The organism is Enterobacter sp. KB-221C9 (assembly GCF_041320715.1).
In the GTDB taxonomy this organism is placed as follows: domain Bacteria; phylum Pseudomonadota; class Gammaproteobacteria; order Enterobacterales; family Enterobacteriaceae; genus Enterobacter; species Enterobacter asburiae_D.
This window is the reverse complement of the sequence record NZ_JBGIWG010000001.1, coordinates 363,209-378,369: the sequence shown is the minus strand read 5'-3', so window position 1 is coordinate 378,369 and position 15,161 is coordinate 363,209. Positions and strand designations below refer to the sequence as shown.

At 60.5% G+C, this 15,161-nt stretch carries 15 protein-coding genes; 8 read left to right on the top strand and 7 right to left on the bottom strand.

Annotated features, from left to right (window positions below):
- Positions 1 to 4 precede the first annotated feature (4 nt).
- The 4 genes from astB to AB8846_RS01815 are packed head-to-tail and all read right to left on the bottom strand — an operon-like array spanning position 5 to position 5,052.
- Positions 5 to 1,330 carry an N-succinylarginine dihydrolase gene (gene astB, locus AB8846_RS01830; protein ID WP_370731871.1) on the bottom strand — a complete coding sequence of 442 codons (1,326 nt, stop codon included), beginning with the start codon at positions 1,328 to 1,330 and terminating at the stop codon, positions 5 to 7.
- Positions 1,317 to 2,804: a succinylglutamate-semialdehyde dehydrogenase gene (gene astD, locus AB8846_RS01825; protein ID WP_370731870.1), complete on the bottom strand. Its 1,488-nt coding sequence runs from the start codon at positions 2,802 to 2,804 to the stop codon at positions 1,317 to 1,319. The genes astB and astD overlap by 14 nt, the downstream gene beginning before the upstream one ends.
- Entirely contained in the window at positions 2,801 to 3,835 is a 1,035-nt protein-coding gene (astA, locus tag AB8846_RS01820; RefSeq protein WP_370731869.1) for an arginine N-succinyltransferase, read from the bottom strand. Before astA ends, astD begins: the two co-directional genes overlap by 4 nt.
- Complete coding sequence (locus AB8846_RS01815) at positions 3,832 to 5,052, bottom strand: aspartate aminotransferase family protein (RefSeq protein WP_063142887.1); 1,221 nt, start codon at positions 5,050 to 5,052, stop codon at positions 3,832 to 3,834. Before AB8846_RS01815 ends, astA begins: the two co-directional genes overlap by 4 nt.
- 433 nt (positions 5,053 to 5,485) lie before the next feature.
- Between AB8846_RS01815 and xthA the strand changes: the two genes are divergently transcribed.
- The 6 genes from xthA (at position 5,486) to AB8846_RS01785 (ending at position 11,661) form a co-directional block, all read left to right on the top strand.
- Entirely contained in the window at positions 5,486 to 6,292 is an 807-nt protein-coding gene (gene xthA, locus AB8846_RS01810; RefSeq protein ID WP_370731868.1) for an exodeoxyribonuclease III, read from the top strand.
- Positions 6,293 to 6,298: 6 nt separating this feature from the next.
- The gene (locus tag AB8846_RS01805) at positions 6,299 to 6,982 is read left to right on the top strand and encodes a TVP38/TMEM64 family protein (RefSeq protein WP_370731867.1); all 684 of its coding nucleotides are present in this window, start codon (positions 6,299 to 6,301) and stop codon (positions 6,980 to 6,982) included.
- A 15-nt stretch (positions 6,983 to 6,997) separates the two neighbouring features.
- Positions 6,998 to 8,158, top strand: coding sequence for an ABC transporter substrate-binding protein (locus tag AB8846_RS01800; RefSeq protein ID WP_370731905.1), 1,161 nt, complete (start codon positions 6,998 to 7,000; stop codon positions 8,156 to 8,158).
- Positions 8,131 to 9,660: a thiamine ABC transporter permease gene (locus AB8846_RS01795; protein ID WP_370731866.1), complete on the top strand. Its 1,530-nt coding sequence runs from the start codon at positions 8,131 to 8,133 to the stop codon at positions 9,658 to 9,660. The genes AB8846_RS01800 and AB8846_RS01795 overlap by 28 nt, the downstream gene beginning before the upstream one ends.
- On the top strand, positions 9,660 to 10,280 hold the full coding sequence (locus AB8846_RS01790) for an ATP-binding cassette domain-containing protein (RefSeq protein ID WP_370731865.1): 621 nt from the start codon (positions 9,660 to 9,662) through the stop codon (positions 10,278 to 10,280). Before AB8846_RS01795 ends, AB8846_RS01790 begins: the two co-directional genes overlap by 1 nt.
- A gap of 73 nt (positions 10,281 to 10,353) precedes the next feature.
- On the top strand, positions 10,354 to 11,661 hold the full coding sequence (locus AB8846_RS01785; protein ID WP_370731864.1) for a sulfurtransferase: 1,308 nt from the start codon (positions 10,354 to 10,356) through the stop codon (positions 11,659 to 11,661).
- Here the strand turns inward: AB8846_RS01785 and AB8846_RS01780 are convergent.
- Positions 11,658 to 12,275 (bottom strand): CDP-alcohol phosphatidyltransferase family protein, encoded by a 618-nt coding sequence (locus AB8846_RS01780; RefSeq protein ID WP_370731863.1) that lies wholly within the window; start codon positions 12,273 to 12,275, stop codon positions 11,658 to 11,660. The two genes, AB8846_RS01785 and AB8846_RS01780, sit on opposite strands and share 4 nt — an antisense overlap.
- Positions 12,268 to 12,837: a carboxymuconolactone decarboxylase family protein gene (locus AB8846_RS01775; protein WP_370731862.1), complete on the bottom strand. Its 570-nt coding sequence runs from the start codon at positions 12,835 to 12,837 to the stop codon at positions 12,268 to 12,270. The genes AB8846_RS01780 and AB8846_RS01775 overlap by 8 nt, the downstream gene beginning before the upstream one ends.
- A 75-nt stretch (positions 12,838 to 12,912) precedes the next feature.
- Between AB8846_RS01775 and AB8846_RS01770 the strand changes: the two genes are divergently transcribed.
- A complete protein-coding gene (locus AB8846_RS01770; protein ID WP_121423414.1) occupies positions 12,913 to 13,329 on the top strand; it encodes a pyrimidine (deoxy)nucleoside triphosphate diphosphatase in 417 nt (138 codons plus the stop codon).
- Here AB8846_RS01770 and AB8846_RS01765 read toward each other — a convergent pair.
- Entirely contained in the window at positions 13,289 to 13,567 is a 279-nt protein-coding gene (locus AB8846_RS01765) for a DUF1496 domain-containing protein (RefSeq protein WP_023335340.1), read from the bottom strand. The genes AB8846_RS01770 and AB8846_RS01765 overlap by 41 nt on opposite strands.
- 228 nt (positions 13,568 to 13,795) lie before the next feature.
- On the opposite strand from AB8846_RS01765, the gene gdhA reads away from it, so the two are divergent.
- Complete coding sequence (gene gdhA, locus AB8846_RS01760; RefSeq protein ID WP_202774384.1) at positions 13,796 to 15,139, top strand: NADP-specific glutamate dehydrogenase; 1,344 nt, start codon at positions 13,796 to 13,798, stop codon at positions 15,137 to 15,139.
- The last annotated feature ends 22 nt before the right edge of the window (positions 15,140 to 15,161 follow it).

Here is a 15,161-nt window from a genome sequence, read left to right as displayed (position 1 = left end):
TCCTTTAGCGCTGGAACGGGTAAACCGATCCCAGCTGCAGGATTGTCGATAACGCGTCCAGCGCCTCGCGTCCTTCACGCAGAAGCTGCGGGTCAACCAGATCCGCCTGCGTTAGCCGATCGCGATAGTAGCGATCGACCCAGTCATTCAGCCGCGTAAAGAGCGTATCGTTCATCATGACCGCCGGGTTCACCGCCTGCATTTCGTCCTGGGTCAAGACCACGCGCAGACGTAAACAGGCTGGACCACCGCCGTTGGCCATGCTTTCGCGCAGGTCAAACACGCGCAGTTCGTCAATCGGGTTATCGGCCTTCACCAGCTCCGTCAGGTAGCGCCACACGCCTTTATGATCCCGGGACTCCTGCGGCAGGACCAGCATCATGCTGCCATCGTCACGGCTGAGCAGCTGGCTATTGAACAGATACGTTTCTACCGCGTCCTGTACGCTCACCGCCTCCGTGGGCACCTGGACTGGCGTGAAGCCGCGCACGCGCTCATGCAGCGTGGCGAGCAGCGTCTCCTGATGGGCAAACGCCTGCTCGTGGCAGAACAGCACCTGGCGGTTAGAGACGGCAATTACGTCGTTATGGAACACGCCCTGGTCGATCACATGCGGGTTTTGCTGGGCAAAAATAACCTGTGAAGGATTGACCTGGTTCAGGCGGGCGACCGCCTGGCTGGCTGCCAGCGTCTGGCGGGCAGGATAGCGAACAGGAGCGGAATGACCGCCCTCCTCGCGCCCGTAGATAAACAGCTGCACGCCAGGATCGCCGTAATCGCCACCCAGACGGTTATGGTTAGCCGCGCCTTCGTCGCCAAACATCGCCACCTGCGGCAGGGCCTGGTGCACCTCAAAATGGGCGTCATGATTAAAAATGGCGCACAGCACGCGCTCGGTGGTTTCCGCTTCGGTGGCGCGGTGGAATTTGTTGTTCAGGTTCGCCACCGTCAGATGGACTTTGCCATCCAGCGTGTCGGCTGACGGCGCGACGGTCGCCGCGTTTGCCACCCACATAGAGGAGGCAGAGCTTGCCGCGGAGAGCAGGTGCGGCGTCTGCGTACCCGCTTTTTCAACCACCTGCTCATCGCTGCCGGTGAAACCGAGCTGACGTAATACCGCCACGTTCGGGCGTTCCTGCGGCGGGATCACCGCCTGCGGGAAACCGGCATCCGCCAGCGCCTTCATTTTTAGCAGCCCCTGCTTCGCCGCCAGCTTCGGGTTCGAGACCTGAAAACGGTGCTTCGTCGAGGCTTCATTACCAAAAGAGAGACCGGCATAGTGGTGCGTCAGCCCCACCAGCCCGTCAAAGTTAACTTCACGCGCTTTCATGACGATCCCCTCCGGTAAAATCCAGCCCCGGATTAAGCGTCTCCGGCAGCGTCAGCGCAGGGGTTTCCAGGCTCGCCATCGGCCACGCGCAGTAATCGGCGGCATACCACGCGCTGGCGCGATGGTTGCCCGACGCGCCCACGCCGCCGAACGGTGCGGTGCTCGCGGCCCCGGTCAGCGGTTTATTCCAGTTAACAATCCCGGCGCGCGCTTCCAGCAGCAGTTGGTCAAACTTCTCGCGATGCGGTGAAATCAGACCGCTCGACAGGCCGTAGCGGGTGTTGTTCGCCATCGCAATGGCCGCATCGAAATCGTCATAGCGCCAGACGCACAGCAGCGGGCCAAAGACCTCTTCATCCGGCACGTTGTTCGCGCCGCTCATCTCAATAATGCCCGGCGTCAGCAGAGAGGTGCCCGGCTGAACCTGCTTCGGCTCCAGCAGGGTTTTCGCGCCGCGCGCGACGTGATCCTGCCAGGCCTTCAGCACGTTCAGCGCGGCCTGTTCGGAAATCAGCCCGCCGATAAACGGCTGCGGGTCGGCATCCCACGCGGCAGGCACCAGACGCGCGCTCACTTCTACCAGACGCTTCAGGAAGGCATCCCCCTGCGCGCCCCGTTTCACCAGCAGACGGCGGGAGCAGGTGCAGCGCTGTCCGGCGGTAATAAAGGCGGACTGAATCGTCAGGTGCACCGCAGCGTCGATATCGTCAGGGTCTTCCACAATCAGCGGGTTGTTGCCGCCCATCTCCAGTGCCAGAATTTTCTCCGGCTGCCCTGCCAGCTGGCGGTGCAGCTGATAGCCCGTACCGGCGCTGCCGGTAAACAGCAGGCCGTCGATATCGCTCAGCGCGCTCAGCGCCTGACCGGTTTCCCGCCCGCCCTGCACCAGGTTCAGCACGCCCGGCGGCAGGCCGGCCTGTTCCCACAGCCTAACCACCGCCTCGCCGGTGAATGGCGTGAGCTCGCTCGGTTTGAAAATAACGGTATTGCCCGCCAGCAGCGCGGGCACAATGTGGCCATTTGGCAGATGCCCCGGGAAGTTATAGGGGCCAAACACCGCCAGCACGCCGTGCGGCCGGTGGCGCAGCGTGGCCGCGCCGTCCGGCATGTCGGTGTGCTGTTCGCCGGTGCGGGCGTGGTACGCCTTCACCGAAATGGCGATTTTGTTGATCATCGCCGTCACTTCGGTTGTCGCTTCCCAGCGCGGTTTACTGGTCTCAGACGCGATGATGCGCGTCAGTTCAGCCTTGTTTGCCTCCAGCAGCCCGGCAAACTTCTCCACAATCGCCTGACGTACGGCGAAAGGCTGTTTTGCCCACGCCGGAAACGCGCGGCGAGCGGCCTGGCAGGCCTGTTCGACCTGCGCGATGCTGGCGTCATGCCCCTTCCAGAGCACCTCTTTTCCAACAGGATTGGTTTTTACGCGCTCTTCGCCTTCGCCCGTTACCCAGTCACCGTTAATCCATAATGTCATGCTGTTTTCTCCTCAGGGCAGAGACGCACCAGGCGAACCGTATCGCCGGCGTTACATTTCAGGGCATCCAATTCTGCAGCCGTCAGCACCAGACGTTCACATTTCGGGTTGGTACGCACCAGCATGGCGCGGAAATTGGCGTAATTTTCGTTCGCCACCAGACAGGCGGGCCAGTCGCCCGGCGCGGGCTGGCCTTCAGAGACCTCAACCAGACGGCTTTTACGGATCGCGCGCACGTGGTCGATGTCGCACTCAAGCGTAGGCCCGCCGTCAAAGATGTCGACATAGTTCCGGTAGCGGAACCCCTCTTTTTCCAGCACCGCGCGGGCAGGCGCGGTTTGCGGATGGACTTCGCCAATCACCGCCTGCGCTTCCGGGCTGAGGAAATGGGTATAGATAGGATGCTTCGGCATCAGTTCGGCAATAAAGGCTTTCTGGCCGGTGCCGCAAAGATAGTCCGCCCGGCTGAACTCCATCGAGAAGAAGCGCTCGCCCAGGCTCTCCCAGAACGGCGAGTAGCCGGTATCGTCGATCACGCCGCGCATCTCAGCGACCACTTTTTCGTTAAAGCGATCGCGGAAGGTGGCCATAAACATAAAGCGCGATTTGGAGAGCAGGTAGCCATTGCCCTCTTTGCGCCACGCCGGGTCGAGGAACAGCGTGCAGAGCTCGCTGGCGCCCGTGTGGTCATTACAGAGAAACAGCGTGGGCAGCGCGTTATAGACGTTCAGCTCTTTCGAGGCATGAACCATGGTGCCGACGCGGTAGTTGTACCACGGGTCGTTAAGCCCGACGGCCACTTCAATGGCGCAGATCCCGGCCACGGTTCCCGTGTCGGTGTCTTCCAGCACGAACACATACCCCTGTTCGCTTTTTGGCAACGTCCCCTGCCAGGTTTGCAGGGCGCGCTCAATGCGCACCGACAGCGTTTTTTCATCGGCAGGAAGCGAGGTTAGCCCGCCTCCCGTCTTACCGGCAAGCTGCATGAGCCCGGCGAGATCGCCGCGCTCAACGGGACGGATAACCATCATGATGACACCCCGGATTTCACCTTTTCACACGCCAGCGCAAAACGGTCCAGACCGGTTTGCACCTCCTCCTCGCTGACGATCAGCGCAGGCGCGAAACGCACCACGTTGGCACCGGCAATCAGCACCATCACGCCCACTTTTGCCGCTTCCTGTGAAATAAGTTTAGCTTTCCCGGCAAACTCGGCGGTGAGCTCGCAGCCGATTAACAGCCCCAGGCCGCGAATTTCTTTAAACAGCCCCGTTTTGCTGTTGATGGCATTCAGGCGCTCGACAAACCAGTCGTGACGCTGCTTAACGCCTTTCAGCACCTCAGGCGTGTTAATGATGTCGAGAACCTGCCCGGCAACGGCGGTTGCCAGCGGGTTGCCGCCGTAGGTGGTGCCATGGGTGCCCACGGTCATTACGCTGGCGAATTTATCGGTGGTCAGCATCGCCCCAATCGGGAAGCCGCCGCCCAGCGCTTTGGCGGTCGAAAGCACGTCCGGCGTCACGCCGTAGTGCATATAGGCATACAGCTCGCCGGTGCGGCCCACGCCGGTCTGCACTTCGTCGAAAATCAGCACCGCGTCGTGGCGATCGCACAGCTCGCGCAGCCCCTGCAGGAAGGCTTTTTGCGCCGGAAGCACGCCGCCCTCGCCCTGCATCGGCTCGACGATCACCGCGCAGGTGGTGTCGTTAATCAGCTCGCTGGCGGACTGCAGATCGTTATAGATGCCGTGGCGAATATCCGGCGGCAGCGGTGCGAAATCCTGTGAGTATGAAGGCTGGCCGCCCGCGCTGACGGTAAAGAGCGTGCGCCCGTGGAAGGCATTTTTAAACGCCACGATGCCGCTCTTGTGGGTACCAAATTTATCGTGCGCATATTTGCGCGCCAGCTTCAGCGCCGCTTCGTTGGCTTCCGCCCCCGAGTTACAGAAAAAGACTTTTTCGGCAAACGTCGCGTCGATCAGTTTTTTGGCCAGGCGCAGCGCGGGCTCGTTGGTAAAACCGTTGCCGGTATGCCAGAACTTTGCCGCCTGCTCATTGAGCGCCTGACGCAGCGCAGGGTGCGCATGACCCAGCGCGTTGACCGCAATCCCACCTGCAAAGTCGATATACTCTTTACCCTGCTGATCCCACAGGCGCGAGCCTTCCCCACGAACCGGAATAAAAGCCGCCGGAGCGTAAACCGGCATCATCCATTCATCGAAATTTTCACGCGTAATTGACAGAGACATAGCGACCTCATCCGGTAAATAAAAAGTTATTTGAATGTTAAATAATTGAGTGTTTGCACTGTGAATGTAGATTGCAGCCTTCGTGCCAGCCAGCGATAAAAATGCATAAACGGGTTGAGGTAACAGAATATCAATAAGTTACAATATGGAGTTATTCACTGTTAGTGCATAAAAAGTGAATATTTTTACGACAAGCGGCGCTTTGCCGCATGAAAATCAGAAAGAGTATGCACAGGCCAAATATAATTCTGGAATTGTGATCGCTCGCGAAATTTATCGGTCATTTACGCCCCGTTTGAGGGCGGGACGCGTCAGAATGGTGCAAATATTGCACCACCGGCATTATCTGTCGCAGTTATTGGTCGAACCCGATAACAGTTGACGCAAATTCTGCTACCATCCATGCACTATTCACCTTGCACTGGCAGCGACTATGAAATTTGTCTCTTTTAATATCAACGGCCTGCGCGCCCGCCCTCATCAGCTTGAAGCTATCGTTGAACAACATCAGCCAGATGTGATCGGTCTCCAGGAGACAAAGGTTCACGACGACATGTTCCCCCTCGAAGAGGTGGCGAAACTCGGTTACAACGTCTTCTATCATGGGCAGAAAGGCCATTACGGCGTTGCGCTGTTGACCAAAGAGACGCCTGTTTCCGTCCGCCGCGGGTTTCCCGGCGATGACGAAGAAGCACAGCGCCGCATCATCATGGCGGAGCTGCCTTCCCCGCTGGGGAACATCACCGTGATTAATGGTTACTTTCCCCAGGGCGAAAGCCGCGACCATCCGACCAAATTCCCGGCCAAAGCCAAGTTTTATCAGGATCTGCAGAACTATCTGACCACCGAACTCAACAAAGACAATCCGGTGCTGATCATGGGTGACGTGAACATCAGTCCGACGGATCTCGATATTGGTATTGGCGAAGAGAACCGCAAACGCTGGCTGCGTACCGGCAAATGCTCCTTCCTGCCGGAAGAGCGCGAGTGGATGGATCGTCTGCTGGGCTGGGGCCTGGTGGATACGTTCCGCAACGCCAACCCGGAAACGCAGGACCGCTTCTCCTGGTTTGACTACCGCTCAAAAGGCTTTGACGACAACCGTGGCCTGCGTATCGACCTTCTGCTGGCCAGTTCGCCGCTGGCAGAGCGCTGCATCGAAACCGGGATCGACTACGAGATCCGCAGCATGGAAAAACCGTCTGACCACGCGCCGGTGTGGGCTAAATTCAAGCTGTAATGACGCGTGAACATTCGAAAAATCGCTTTCCTGTGCGCCCTTCTGGGCGCATTTATTCTGACGTTTGTCATGCTTCCCCCAGGCACGCTCTCCCTGGACGGGATTAAAACCCACCAGCAGGCATTGCTCTCCCATGTTGACCACGCGCCGCTACGAAGCGCGCTGATCTTTTTTGCGCTCTATGTGGCGGTTTCCGCCCTGTCGATACCCGGGGCGGCGATCCTCACCCTGCTGGGCGGGGCGCTATTTCCCCTGTGGGAAGGCACCGTGCTGGTCTCGTTTGCCTCCACGCTCGGAGCCACGCTTGCGATGCTCGCCAGCCGGTATCTGCTGCGCGAATGGGTCCAGAGACGGTTTACTCAGCAGATGAAAACGGTGAACGCCGGTATGGCGCATGACGGCGCGGGCTATCTTTTTGCCCTGCGCCTGATGCCGCTGTTCCCGTTTTTCCTGGTGAATTTGCTGATGGGGCTGACCCGCATTGGAGTCTGCCGCTACTGGTGGGTCAGCCAGGTCGCCATGCTGCCCGCGACGGTGGTCTTTCTCAACGCCGGTCGCGAGCTGGGGAAAGTGGCGTCGCTGCGCGATATTTTGTCGCCGGGCATGCTAATCGCCTTTACACTACTGGGGTTATTGCCGCTGGCGACGCGCTGGCTGTTTTCCCGTTATCTCCCGTCTGCTAAAAAGTGAGGCATTATGCGCCGTGTGCGTTTTTGCGCGTTTCTGACCGGTCTGCTGCTGGCAGCCCCCCTGTGTGCCGCCGAGAGCTGGCACGCTATCCAACAACAGGCCAAAGGCCAGACCGTCTGGTTTAACGCCTGGGGCGGCGATCCGGCGGTCAACCGCTACCTTGAGTGGGTCAGCGGTGAGATGCAAACGCACTATGCCATTACCCTAAAAATCGTCCCGCTGGCGGACGCCGCCGATGCGGTAAAACGTATTCAGACCGAAGCCGCCGCGGGGCGTAAGACCAGCGGCTCGGTCGACCTGCTGTGGGTCAACGGCGAAAACTTCCGCACGTTAAAAGAGGCGAACCTGCTGCAAACCGGGTGGGCGCAGACGTTGCCAAACTGGCGCTATGTCGATACCCGTAAACCCGTCACGGAAGATTTTGCTGTTCCCACAGACGGGGCCGAATCGCCGTGGGGCGGCGCGCAGCTGACCTTTATCGCCCGCAAAGCCAGCATGCCGACGCCGCCGGAGGATCCTCAGGCGCTGCTGGCTTACGCGCAGCAGCACCCGGGTAAGGTCAGCTATCCTCGCCCGCCCGATTTTACCGGCACGGCATTTCTTGAGCAGCTGCTTCTGACGCTCACCGATCGCCCTGAGGCGTTACAAAAAGCGCCCGATGAAACGTTTACCCACGTTACGGCGCCGCTCTGGGCCTACCTCGATAAGCTGCACCCGCGGCTGTGGCGCGAAGGCAAAGACTTTCCCCCTTCACCTGCGCGGATGGATGCCCTGCTTGCCAGCGGCAGTCTGAACCTGTCGCTGACCTTTAACCCGGCGCATGCGCAGCAAAAAGTGGCGAGCGGCGAACTGCCTGCAGACAGCTACAGCTTTGGTTTCCATAGCGGGATGCTCGGCAACGTCCATTTTGTGGCTATCCCGGCCAATGCCGACGCGAGCGCGGGTGCAAAAGTGGTCGCGAATTTCCTGCTGTCGCCGCAGGCGCAAATCCGCAAGGCCGACCCGGCCATCTGGGGAGACCCGAGCGTACTGAATGCGAAAGCGCTGCCCGAAGGTGACGCGAAACAGCTGCTGGCCAATACGCCTCAGGGGCTGCCGCAGGTGCTTGCAGAGCCGCAGTCCGCCTGGGTGAACGCGCTGGAGCAGGAATGGCTGCGTCGTTACGGCACCCGCTGAACGGGCTTGTCTGGCTGGCGATGGCGGTGATTTATCTGCCGATCCTGCCCGCCAGCGTCATGCTGTTCGCACCGGCGTTTTCCGTGACAAACTGGCAGCGGCTGCTTAACGATCCGCAGCTGCCTCAGGCGACCGTTGCCACGCTGGTCTCAACGCTCATCGCCACGCTGGGGGCGTTGCTGATTGCCCTTTTCCTTATCTGCCTTTTGTGGCCCGGTCAACGCTGGCGACGCCTCTCTACCCGCCTGCCGTGGCTATTGGCGATCCCCCACGTGGCGTTCGCCACCAGCGCGTTACTGCTGTTTGCGGAGGGCGGTCTGTTTTATCAGATCTGCACCGTCTGTTCGCCGCCGTTTGACCGCTACGGCGCCGGGCTGGGCCTGACGCTCGCGGTCAAAGAGAGCGCGTTTGTACTGTGGGCCATTTACGCCGTACTGCCGGAAAAACGGCTCGCGCAGCAGAAGATCCTCCTGCAAACCTTTGGCTACGGGCGTATTCAGACGCTCAGTTGGCTGATCCTTCCGGCGATCGCCCCTGTCCTCGGCGCGGTGATGCTGGCGGTGCTGGCGTGGTCACTTTCGGTCGTGGATGTGGCGATCGTTCTCGGGCCCGGCAACCCGCCCACCCTGGCCGTGCTGGCCTTTCAGTGGCTAAGCCAGGGTGACGCCGAGCAGCAGGCAAAAGGGACGCTGCTGTGCCTGCTTCTCCTCCTGCTGCTGGCCGCGCTTACCGCCCTCGGGTACGGCCTCTGGAAAGCATGGCGTCGCACGATCCCGGACCTCGCGGGGACGCGCCCCCGGACTCAGCGCGTCCTGCCTGAGCGGGCATTCAGCGGGTTACTGCCCGCGTGCGGCATCCTGTGCGCCGCGGTACTGCTGATGCTGGCGCGAGGGGGCGACGTGGGTCCCGTGGGTACCAGCCTCTCCTTCGGCCTGCTTTCAAGCCTGATCGCCCTCATCGTCATTTTTCTCTGGCTGGAATGGGGACCGCAGCGCGGCGCAGTGTGGGTGTGGTTACCGCTTGCCCTTCCGGCGCTGCCGCTCGTCACCGGGCAATACTATATTGCTTTGCGTCTGGGACTCGACGGGCACTATGCCGCCGTGCTCTGGAGCCATCTGCTGTGGGTATTGCCGTGGATGCTGCTGGTTCTGCAACCCACCTGGCGGCGGATCGATCCCCGACTTATTCTTACCGCCAGAACGCTCGGCTGGCGACGGGCGAAAATATTCTTACTGCTGAAATGCCCCCTGCTGGTGCGCCCTGCGCTGCTGGCCTTTGCCACCGGTTTTTCCGTTAGCATGGCGCAATACATGCCAACGCTCTGGCTTGGCGCGGGGCGTTTCGCCACGCTGACCACCGAAACCGTCGCGCTCAGCAGCGGGGGCAGCATCCCCATTCTCGCTAGCAGGGCGCTGGGATTACTGCTGGTCACGGGCACGGTGTTCGGTCTTGCCGCACTGTTATCCCGGCTCGCGGGCCGCTACCGTCAAGGATTACGATAATGCTGAAGGTAAAAGATCTCACCATCGAACCGCTTTTCCGCGAGGTCAATTTTTGCGTTCCCTGCGGGGAGATCGTTACCCTGATGGGGCCGTCCGGCAGCGGCAAATCGACCCTTTTTGCCTGGATGGTCGGCGCGCTGTCAGACAATTTTCAGGCGCAAGGCGAACTGTGGCTCGACGCGCGTCGCTGCGATAGCCTCCCCGTTGGATCCCGCGGGCTGGGCATCCTCTTTCAGGACGCGCTGCTGTTTGAACAGTTCAGCGTCGGGCAAAATTTGCTGCTGGCGCTGCCTGAGCGGATCGTCGGGCGCGCGCGTCGGGAAGCGGTCGAGCAGGCGCTGGATTCCGCCGGGCTGAGCGGTCATTACGCCAGCGATCCGGCCACCCTCTCCGGCGGGGAGCGTGCCCGGGTCAGCCTGCTGCGCGCCCTGCTCGCAGAGCCGCAGGCGCTGCTGCTGGACGAACCGTTCAGCCGCCTCGATAAAACGTTGCGCACGACGTTTCGGACATGGGTATTTGATGCCGTCCGCGCGCGCAATATCCCTGTGGTGCTGGTCACGCACGATGAGGACGATATTCCGCCCGGCGGCGAGCTGATTGAGATCTCTCGCTGGCAATAATGTGCTAACGCAAGGTTTTCCGTTTCGGGAGAGACGACAATGCCCCCCTCTTTTACTGACGTCAGGTTATTCGATGAAACGTGTTTCTCAACTGACCGCGCTGGCCCTGCTTTGCGGCCTCGCTTCCTTTTCCTCTCTGGCGGCTGATATGGCCAACGCGATGACGCTGCCTCAGCTTCAGGCGCAGCACGGCACGCCTGTCGACACCCGTCCCAGCGCGTTTTACAACGGCTGGCCGCAGACCCTCAGCGGCCCCTCCGGGCATGAACCCGCCGCACTCAACCTTGCTGCCGCCTGGCTGGGCGCAATGAGCGACGAGCAGATTGCGAGCTGGGCAAAACAGCATCAGCTTACGCCTGCGACGGCCATCGCCCTGTACGGCGACGAGAACGATAACCTGGCGGTGAAGTCCCGCCTGGAGAAAGCCGGATACCGCCACGTCTCGCTGCTCAGCGACGCGCTGCAGACGCCCGAGCGCCTTCAGCGCCTGCCTCATTTTGAACAGCTGGTTTACCCGCAGTGGATCCACCGCCTCCAGCAGGGTAAACCCGTGACCGCCGCGCCGTCGGGTGACTGGAAAGTGATTGAAGCCGCCTGGGGCGCACCGAAGTTTTACCTGCTCAACCACATTCCCGGCGCGGGCTACATCGACACCAACGAGGTGGAAAGCGAGCCGCTGTGGAATAAAGTCTCCGACGACAAGCTGAAAGCGATGCTGGCGAAGCACGGGATCCGTCACGACACCACCGTCATTTTGTATGGCCGTGACGTTTACGCCGCCGCGCGCGTGGCGCAGATTATGCTGTATGCGGGCGTGAAGGATGTGCGCATTCTCGACGGCGGCTGGAAAGCGTGGTCAGATGCTGGCCTCCCGGTTGAACGCGGCACGCCCGGCAAAGTGGCGCCAGCCACCGACTTCGGCGCGCCGATCCCCGGCCAGCCGCAGCTGATGGTCGATATGGAACAGGCGCGCGGGATGCTGCACCGTCAGGATGCCTCCCTGGTCAGCATTCGTTCGTGGCCGGAGTTCATCGGCGAAACCAGCGGCTACAGCTACATCAAGCCAAAAGGTGAAATAGCCGGTGCCCGCTGGGGTCACGCAGGCAGCGACGCGACCCATATGGAAGACTTCCATAACCCGGATGGCACCATGCGCAGCGCTGACGATATCGCCGCCCAGTGGAAGCGCTGGAATATTCTGCCGGAACAGTACGTCGCGTTTTACTGCGGCACCGGGTGGCGGGCGTCAGAAACCTTTATGTACGCCCGGGCAATGGGCTGGAAAAACGTCGCCGTCTATGACGGCGGCTGGTACGAATGGAGCAGTCACCCGCAGAACCCGGTCACCACCGGCGCGCGCGGGCCGGAGAGTGCGCTCTAAGGGTTGAGTGACTTCAGCGTCACATAGCCGCTCCAGATGCGCGTTGTGGTGGTCAGCCAGCACAGCGCGCCGAATACCCACGCGAATAGCGCAAAGTGTGCCGGGAAGAGGCAGCACAGCACGAACAGCGCGATGGTCTCCGTCCCTTCCGTTAACCCACCGATGTAATAAAACGACTTGTGCGCATAGCCGGGGTTGTCGATGTCGTGCTTCGCGGCCAGCGCCGCAAACGCCAGAAAGCTGCTGCCGGTACCGATAAACGCAAACAGCAGCCAGGCGGCCGCCAGCGCATTCTCTGCGGAAGCCGCGAGCGCAAAGCCAAACGGCACCAGGGCGTAGAACAGAAAATCGAGCGCGATATCGAGAAATCCCCCCGCATCGGTCAGCCCTCTCCGGCGCGCCAGCGCGCCGTCCAGGCCATCCAGCAGGCGGTTAAGCACGATGGCGACCAGCGCCGCCGGATACCAGCCGAGGGCCAGAAACGGCAGCGCCAGCACGCCGACGGCAAACCCGGTCAGGGTGACTCCGTCGGGCGTGATACCCGGCTTATCCAGCACGGAAACCAGACGATTCAGCACGGGCTTTACCCGCGGGTGCAGGTGGCGGTCAAGCATGGGGAGTCTCGTTAAACGTGGCGCACAGCCCCTGCGCCGGAATATCCAGCGCGGCATTAAAGCGGGCGGAGAGATTCTGAAACGCAATGAGCGCCGTCATCTCGGTGATTGCCTCGTCCGTGAAGTGGCGTTTCAGCGTCGTTCTGATAGCCTCATCCGCCCGGGGCGGCGTGGCGGTTACCGCCTCGGCGTAGGCCAGCGCCGCGCGCTCTTGCTCGGTGAACAAGGCGGAGTCATGCCAGTTGCCCACGGCCTGAACCTTATCCAGCGCGCCGCAGCGCTCGGCCAGCCGCAGACTGTTGGCATCAATACAGAAAGCACAGTGACAGAGCTGGGACACCCGCGTCATGAGCAGCGAACGAAGCACGGGCGTCAGTCGCGCGTGACGGCGCTCCAGAAAACCGACAAACAGCGCCACCAGCCAGAACAGACGCGGCATGCGCCCCCACCAGCGGGTGGGATTCAGCACCGCGCCAAAATGCTTTTTCTGCATGGCGGCAATCGGTTTAAGGCTGGCGGGAAGGGTTTCGAGGGGGGCAACCCAGGCGGTGGTCTCTTTCACCTGATTCTCCTGATTACTGGACTCTGAGAAAGGGCACGATAATATGTCTTTTTTCGCTATCAATTATTGACGACCATGCTGAAAACACTCGATGTCGTTGCCGCCATCATCGAAAAAGACGGCAATATTTTACTGGCGCAGCGCCCTGCCCATGCAGACCAGCCGGGAATGTGGGAATTCGCAGGCGGTAAAGTCGAGGCCGGAGAAACCCAGCCAGAAGCGCTTATCCGCGAGCTGCGTGAAGAGTTGGGCATTGACGCCCTGCCGGGGCAATACGTGGCAAGCCACCAGCGGGAAGTGTCGCAGCGGTTGATCAACCTGCATGCCTGGCACGTTCCTGCTTTTCGCGGCGAGCTCACGGCGCACTACCACAGCGCGCTCGCGTGGTGTACGCCGGAAGAGGCGTTTGGCTACGCCTTAGCCCCCGCGGATATTCCGCTGCTGGAAGCGTTTATTGTTTTACGCGACGCCAGACCAGCGGGTTTGTGCTGATGGCGCGCTCGTCGCGCTGGCACTGCAGCAGAATGCCGTCCGCTTTCACAACGGCTCCTTCCGAGTAGTTCTGATTCTGATAGATACAGCACTGATTGCAGGGCTGCACCGTTTGATTCTGGCCGCTGGAGCTAAACACTTCCGGCGGCACATTCACCTCTACGTCCGGGAGAATGGGGTTGGCCTGCACGCCTGCGGCAAAGATCGCACACAGCGCGGTGAGTAGATAACGTTTCATAGACACATCTTCCTGTAGTTCCTTGATAATGACTATAACGGTAAACCAGAGCGGAACCTTTAATTTATCTCTTCATCGCTTTTGGTTATGACGCCCACGCTCTCATTAATTTCCCTTTCGGCATACATTTCTGCTTGCCTCACAAAGCGGTACGGGTGGTATAGTCAAAAAAACAACACAAATCGCATAAGTAATACACATAAAATACGATAAGAGGTTCTTATATCTATGGATCAGACACGCTCTCTGGAAAGTTTCCTTGCCCATGTTCAGCAGCGCGACCCGCACCAAAGCGAGTTCGCGCAGGCCGTACGAGAAGTTATGACAACCCTGTGGCCCTTCCTTGAACAAAACCCGCGTTATCGCCAGATGTCGCTGCTTGAACGCCTCGTCGAGCCAGAGCGCGTGATCCAGTTCCGCGTGACGTGGGTTGACGATCGCAATCAGGTACAGGTTAACCGCGCGTGGCGCGTACAGTTTAACTCGGCCATTGGCCCGTTTAAGGGCGGGATGCGTTTTCATCCGTCCGTGAACCTGTCGATTCTGAAATTCCTCGGCTTCGAGCAGACCTTTAAAAACGCGCTCACCACGCTCCCGATGGGCGGCGGCAAAGGCGGCAGCGATTTCGACCCGAAAGGCAAAAGCGAAGGCGAAGTGATGCGCTTCTGTCAGGCGCTGATGACCGAACTCTATCGCCACCTTGGTCCTGACACCGACGTGCCTGCCGGTGACATCGGCGTGGGCGGTCGTGAAGTGGGCTTTATGGCCGGGATGATGAAAAAGCTCTCCAACAACAGCGCCTGCGTCTTTACCGGCAAGGGGCTGTCGTTTGGCGGGAGTCTGATCCGCCCGGAAGCGACTGGATACGGCCTGGTTTACTTCACCGAGGCCATGCTCAAGCGTCACGGTTTAGGCTTTGAAGGCATGCGCGTCGCGGTGTCCGGTTCCGGTAACGTGGCGCAGTACGCGATTGAGAAAGCGATGCAGTTTGGCGCTCGCGTGGTGACCGCCTCTGACTCCAGCGGCACGGTGGTGGATGAAGCGGGCTTCACGGCAGAGAAACTGGCGCGCCTGTGTGAAATCAAAGCCAGCCGCGACGGTCGCGTGGCGGATTATGCCCGGGAGCTTGGCCTGACCTACCTGGAGGGTAAACAGCCGTGGGGCGTGCCGGTGGATATCGCCCTGCCGTGCGCCACGCAGAACGAGCTGGATGTTGAAGCCGCGCGTACATTGATTAGCAACGGCGTAAAAGCGGTGGCCGAAGGGGCGAATATGCCGACCACCATCGACGCGACGGACCTGTTCCTGGAAGCGGGCGTGCTGTTTGCGCCGGGCAAGGCCGCCAACGCGGGCGGCGTGGCGACCTCCGGCCTCGAGATGGCGCAAAACGCCGCGCGTCTCGGCTGGAAGGCGGAGAAAGTGGATGCGCGCCTGCACCATATCATGCTGGATATTCACCATGCGTGCGTGGAATACGGCGGCGAGGCATCGCAAACCAACTACGTGCGCGGAGCGAATATCGCCGGATTCGTGAAGGTGGCGGATGCGATGATTGGGCAGGGTGTGATTTAAGCTTTCGCTGCATTCTCGCCCT

Coding starts and splice junctions, on each gene's coding strand:
- astB (WP_370731871.1), bottom strand. CDS start 1,330: ATGAAAGCGCGTGAAGTTAACTTTGACGGGCTGGTGGGGCTGACGCAC.
- astD (WP_370731870.1), bottom strand. CDS start 2,804: ATGACATTATGGATTAACGGTGACTGGGTAACGGGCGAAGGCGAAGAG.
- astA (WP_370731869.1), bottom strand. CDS start 3,835: ATGATGGTTATCCGTCCCGTTGAGCGCGGCGATCTCGCCGGGCTCATG.
- AB8846_RS01815 (WP_063142887.1), bottom strand. CDS start 5,052: ATGTCTCTGTCAATTACGCGTGAAAATTTCGATGAATGGATGATGCCG.
- xthA (WP_370731868.1), top strand. CDS start 5,486: ATGAAATTTGTCTCTTTTAATATCAACGGCCTGCGCGCCCGCCCTCAT.
- AB8846_RS01795 (WP_370731866.1), top strand. CDS start 8,131: ATGGCTGCGTCGTTACGGCACCCGCTGAACGGGCTTGTCTGGCTGGCG.
- AB8846_RS01790 (WP_370731865.1), top strand. CDS start 9,660: ATGCTGAAGGTAAAAGATCTCACCATCGAACCGCTTTTCCGCGAGGTC.
- AB8846_RS01785 (WP_370731864.1), top strand. CDS start 10,354: ATGAAACGTGTTTCTCAACTGACCGCGCTGGCCCTGCTTTGCGGCCTC.
- AB8846_RS01780 (WP_370731863.1), bottom strand. CDS start 12,275: ATGCTTGACCGCCACCTGCACCCGCGGGTAAAGCCCGTGCTGAATCGT.
- AB8846_RS01770 (WP_121423414.1), top strand. CDS start 12,913: ATGCTGAAAACACTCGATGTCGTTGCCGCCATCATCGAAAAAGACGGC.
- AB8846_RS01765 (WP_023335340.1), bottom strand. CDS start 13,567: ATGAAACGTTATCTACTCACCGCGCTGTGTGCGATCTTTGCCGCAGGC.
- gdhA (WP_202774384.1), top strand. CDS start 13,796: ATGGATCAGACACGCTCTCTGGAAAGTTTCCTTGCCCATGTTCAGCAG.